This window comes from Roseiarcus sp. (genome assembly GCF_052145395.1).
In the GTDB taxonomy this organism is placed as follows: domain Bacteria; phylum Pseudomonadota; class Alphaproteobacteria; order Rhizobiales; family Beijerinckiaceae; genus Roseiarcus.
Genome location: NZ_JBKQOT010000149.1, coordinates 1 through 4,605, shown reverse-complemented (window position 1 = coordinate 4,605; position 4,605 = coordinate 1). Strand labels below are relative to the sequence as shown.

The 4,605-nt window shown below is 68.1% G+C and carries 7 protein-coding genes; 3 read left to right on the top strand and 4 right to left on the bottom strand.

Translation table 11 applies throughout. The annotated features are described in order from the left end of the window. From ACLP25_RS05230 to ACLP25_RS05220, 3 genes are all read left to right on the top strand, one after another. Positions 1-150, top strand: a 150-nt coding sequence (locus tag ACLP25_RS05230; protein WP_442468169.1) for a GTP cyclohydrolase I, incomplete at its 5' end; no start/stop codon positions are given. Next, positions 147-551, top strand: a complete 405-nt coding sequence (hisI, locus tag ACLP25_RS05225) for a phosphoribosyl-AMP cyclohydrolase (protein ID WP_442468168.1) — start codon at positions 147-149, stop codon at positions 549-551. The genes ACLP25_RS05230 and hisI, both read left to right, overlap by 4 nt. A 145-nt stretch (positions 552-696) precedes the next feature. Then, positions 697-1,692: a patatin-like phospholipase family protein gene (locus tag ACLP25_RS05220; RefSeq protein WP_442468167.1), complete on the top strand. Its 996-nt coding sequence runs from the start codon at positions 697-699 to the stop codon at positions 1,690-1,692. A gap of 18 nt (positions 1,693-1,710) precedes the next feature. Here the strand turns inward: ACLP25_RS05220 and ACLP25_RS05215 are convergent, their stop codons facing one another. The 4 genes from ACLP25_RS05215 to ACLP25_RS05200 form a co-directional block, all read right to left on the bottom strand. Further along, on the bottom strand, positions 1,711-2,142 hold the full coding sequence (locus ACLP25_RS05215) for a CBS domain-containing protein (RefSeq protein ID WP_442468166.1): 432 nt from the start codon (positions 2,140-2,142) through the stop codon (positions 1,711-1,713). Between the two features lie 113 nt (positions 2,143-2,255). Next, a complete protein-coding gene (locus ACLP25_RS05210; protein ID WP_442468165.1) occupies positions 2,256-3,017 on the bottom strand; it encodes an SDR family NAD(P)-dependent oxidoreductase in 762 nt (253 codons plus the stop codon). A gap of 202 nt (positions 3,018-3,219) precedes the next feature. Continuing rightward, a complete protein-coding gene (locus tag ACLP25_RS05205) occupies positions 3,220-3,735 on the bottom strand; it encodes an NADH-quinone oxidoreductase subunit B family protein (protein ID WP_442468164.1) in 516 nt (171 codons plus the stop codon). Positions 3,736-3,737: 2 nt separating this feature from the next. Beyond that, positions 3,738-4,605: hydrogenase large subunit (locus ACLP25_RS05200; protein ID WP_442468163.1), on the bottom strand; the 868-nt coding region annotated here is incomplete at its 5' end.

Sequence of the window (4,605 nt, the reverse complement as noted above, 5' to 3'; positions counted from 1 at the left end):
CTCGAGGCCGAGCACACCTGCATGGCGATGCGGGGCGTGCGCAAGCAGGGGGCGTCGACTGTGACGACCCAGTTCAGCGGCGCCTTCCGCGACGACCCGAACGAGCAGATGCGCTTCTTCAGCCTGCTGCGCGGCGCGCGCTCCCCATGAGCGGCGCCCCGGACCGTGAAGAGGGCCTCGCGTTTCAGCCGAAATTCGGCCTGGACGGCCTTGCGACATGCGTGACGGTCGACGCCGCGCGCGGCGATATTCTGATGGTTGCGCACATGAACGCCGAGGCGCTCGAGGCGACGCTGAAGACCGGCGTCGTCCACTACTGGTCGCGTTCGCGCGGGGCGCTGTGGCGCAAGGGCGACACGTCGGGCCAGACCCAGACGCTCATCGAGATGCGGGTCGACTGCGATCAGGACGCCTTTCTGGCCTTCGTCGAGGTCGGCGGCGACGGCGGCGCGTGCCACACGGGCAGACGTTCCTGCTTCTACCGCCGGGTCGAGGCGGGCGCGGCCGGATCGCGGCTGTCCTTCGTCGAGGGCGCAAAGGGCGAAAGGTGACGCCCGGCTGGAACCTCGCGCTTTCTGAACGGTTTGTGATCTTTATGTGTAACGGTTTGTGACCTTTAAGTGTATGGCGTCGCGGCGTGGACGGGACTACATTCCCGTCATCACGCCGCCAAAACGTCAGGTTCGATGAGCTTCCATGTTTTGGGCGCCCTATTGGAAAGCTGATTCCGATTCCGCCTCGACCGGGGGACGTCCCCGTTCGACCAGGATCGGCGTTGTGCTCGGGGCGGGCGCGGCGCGGGGCTGGGCGCATATCGGCGCGCTGCAGGAGCTCAACGCCTTCGGCATCCGGCCCGAAATCGTCGTCGGCTCCTCGATCGGGACGCTGGTCGGCGGCTGCTACGCGGCGGGCAAGCTCGACATGCTGGAATCCTTCGCCCGTTCGCTGACCCGGCGGCGGATGCTTGGCCTCATCGACTTCTCGTTTGCCGGGGCCGGCCTGATCGGCGGCGAGCGCATGCGCGCCAAGCTCGAGGCGGAACTCGGCGGGCTCCGCATCGAGGATCTGCCGATCCGTTTCGCCGGGGTGGCGACGGAGGTCGGCGGCGGGCACGAGATCTGGCTGCAGCGCGGCCTACTGGTCGAGGCGATCCGCGCCTCCTACGCGCTGCCGGGGGTGTTCGAGCCGGTGCGGATCGAGGGCCGCTGGATGTTCGACGGCGCGATTGTCAATCCTGTGCCGGTCAGCGTCGCCCGGGCGCTCGGCGCCGAGCGCGTGATCGCGTTCAACATTTCGAGCGACAGCGCCGGCCGCGGCACCGCGATCCAGGAGCCGTTTGGCCGCATGGAGCCGCCGCCCACCCTGGTCGAGCCGGCCAACGACTCGAGCGGCGTCATCGCGCGGTGGTGGCGCGGCGCAGCGCGGCCCGCCGCCGACCCGGACGCAGCGCCCCCCGGGCTGATGACCGTGATGGTCAACGCCTTCGACATCCTCCAGGATCGGATCATGCGCTCGCGGCTCGCCGGGGACCCGCCGGACGCCCTGATTCAGCTCAAGGTCGGCAAGATCGGCATGTTCGAGTTCAACCGCGCCGACGAGCTGATCGCAATCGGCCGTGACGCGGTCCGCAAAGCGGCGGCCGAAATCGCCGACCACATCGAGGCGCCGCGGATCGAATCCGCCGGAGAATGACCGCCGCCGCCGGGATTGTCAGGCGGTGGAGATATACTCGCGCAGCGCCTGCCTCTCGCTGTCGATCGCGCTGACGTGCCGCTTGACGACGTCGCCGATGGACACGAGCCCGATTAGCCGCCCGTCCTCGACGACCGGCAGATGGCGGAAGCGGCCTTCCGTCATCGTCGTCATCAGGTGATCGATCGTGGCGTCGCGCGTGACCGTGATGACCTTGGGCGTCATGTGGCGCGACACCTGATCATCGAGGGCCGCCGCGCCGTTCTGGGCGATGACCCGGACCACGTCGCGTTCGGAAAGAATGCCGAGGACGTTCATTGAGGCGTCTGTGACGACCACCGCGCCCACGCCCTTGGCGGCGAGCATGTCGACGGCTTCCTTGAGCGTGCGGTGCGGCTGCGTCGTGAAGACCTCGCGCCCCTTTTCAGCGAGTATGCGCGCAACTGTCATTCCGTGTCTCCCTCTTCCGGCGGCCTTGTGCCCGGCCGCGTGGATTGGAGAGGATGCGCCGGTCGCGCCGGTCAATCAAGCAGATTTTAGTGTCGCACAGCCTTGCAGCGGCGTCACCGCAGGCCGCCGTCGACGAGGAAGCACTGTTTGGTGATCATCGCGCTGTCGTCGGACGCCAGAAACAGCGCCAACCGCGCGACGTCCTCCGCCACCAGGGAGCGGTTCAGGCACTGGCGCGCGCGAAAATCGGCGATCTCCTTCTCGCTCATCCAGAGCCGGCGCTGGCGCTCGGTGATGACGGCGCCCGGAGCGATGGCGTTGACGCGAATGTTGTCCGGACCGAACTCTCTGGCGAGGCTCTTCGTCAGGCCGACAACCGCGGCCTTGGCGGCCGAATAGACCGAGAGCCGTGCGATGCCGAGCATCCAGGCGGTCGACGAGAAGTTGACGATCGCCCCGCCGCCGAGTTCGCGCATCGAGCGGCGCGCGACCTGGGCGGCGAAGAACTGGTGCTTCAAATTGACCGCCATCGCCCGGTCCCAGTCCTCCTCGCTGACCTCGTCGGCATCCTCGCGCTGATCGTTGGCGGCGTTGTTGATCAGCACCCCGATCGGTCCGAGCCGCTGGCGCGCCTCCTCCATCGCCGCCTCCAGCGCGTTGATGTCGGTCAGGTCGCATTTGATGAAGAGGGGCGCCTGGCCCGACGCCGCGAGCCGGCTGGCCAGCGCCCTCGACGGCTCGGCCTCAACGTCGACGAAGGCGACGTTGGCCTTTTGCAGCACGAAGGCCTCGACCATCGCCGCCCCGATCCCCGACCCGCCGCCGGTGATGAAGACAACCTTGTCGTGCAGGGACGGGTAGCGGGCGTAGGGCATGGCGGTCTCGTCGCAGGAGGCGTCGGGTCCAAAGCGGCCCGCTCGCGGTTTTGGTCGCGCTGGTTTCCTTACAGGGACTTACCTGTCAAATTCTGCCTCTTTTTTCAAATGGTCGCGGACTGCTTCGCCTTTGCTCGCGCAGGAGCGCCATTCCAGAGCCCACAAATAACCTTTATAATCTGTATTTACGGCACCGACGCCGTCATCGTTTCGCGCCCCGCATCAGCGCCAAAAGCCCCTTCATCAGCGCCGCGGGGCTCGGCGGGCAGCCGGGGATGACGAGGTCGACCGGAACGACGCCGGCGACGCCGTTCATGACCGCATAGCTCCCGGCGAACACGCCGCCGTCGGCGGCGCAGGCGCCGCAGGCGACGACCCATTTTGGCGCCGGCGTCGCGGCGTAAGTGCGTTCGAGCGCTTCGCGCATGTTGAGCGTCACCGGCCCTGTCACCAGCAGGACGTCGGCGTGGCGGGGCGAGGCGACGAAGCGGAATCCGAACCGTTCGATATCGTAGAAGGCGTTGTTGAGCGCGTGGATTTCCAGTTCGCAGGCGTTGCACGAGCCGGCGTCGACATGGCGGATCGCGAGGCTTCGCCCGAGCGTGCGGTCCGCCGCCTCCTTCACCGTCGCGGCGAGCGCCGCGAGTTCCGGATCGTCGGCCCCGGGCGCCGTTTCGGTCAGGGGGGGCCTCAGGCCCTGCAGCAGCGTGTCGCGCATGGCTAAAGGTCACACCCCGAATAGGAGCCGTTGAACGACTTGTTGCACAAGGGGAAGTCGGCGACGATGTTTCCTTCGATCGCCGCCTCCAGGAGCGGCCATTGCAGCCATGAGGCGTCGCGCAGGTGGCAGCGGGCGACCGCGCCGTCGTCGGCGAGCCGGACATGGGCGAAGACGTCGCCGCGGAAGGCCTCGACCAGCGCCCATCCCTCGCCAGCGCCCTTCGCAGGAAGCGCCGCCCGGATCGGACCCTCGGGCAGGCGCTCGAGCATCTTCTCGATCAACTCCAGGCTCTCGCCGACCTCGGCGATGCGAACCCAGATCCGGGCATTGACGTCGCCCGCCTTGCGGGTCGGCACCTTGAAAGACAGGGCGTCGTAAGGCGGATAGGGATGATCGCGGCGCGCGTCGAAATCGCGGCCCGAGGCCCGCCCGACCACGCCGCCCGCGCCGAACGTGCGCGCAAGCTCGGCTTTCAGCACGCCGGTCCCGACCGTCCGATCCTGAAGGGACGCGGTGTTGTCATAGAGCCGCACGAGCTTCGGGAAAGTCGCCCTGGCCTCGGCCACGAGCGCCAGGATCCCCGCCGCGCCCTCGGGGGCGATATCGACGGCGACGCCGCCGGGAACGACCGCGTCCATCATCAACCGATGTCCGAACGCGCTCTTCGCCGCGCGAAGAGTGCGCTCGCGCAAAATCCCGCAATGGGCGAGCATCAGGGCGAAGGCGGCGTCGTTGCAGATGGCGCCGATATCGCCGAAATGGTTGGCGAACCGCTCGAGATCGGCCAACACGCCGCGTAAGGCATGCGCCCGCGGCGGCGCCTCGGCGCCGAGCGCCCCCTCGACGGCGCGGGCGAAGGCGATCGCG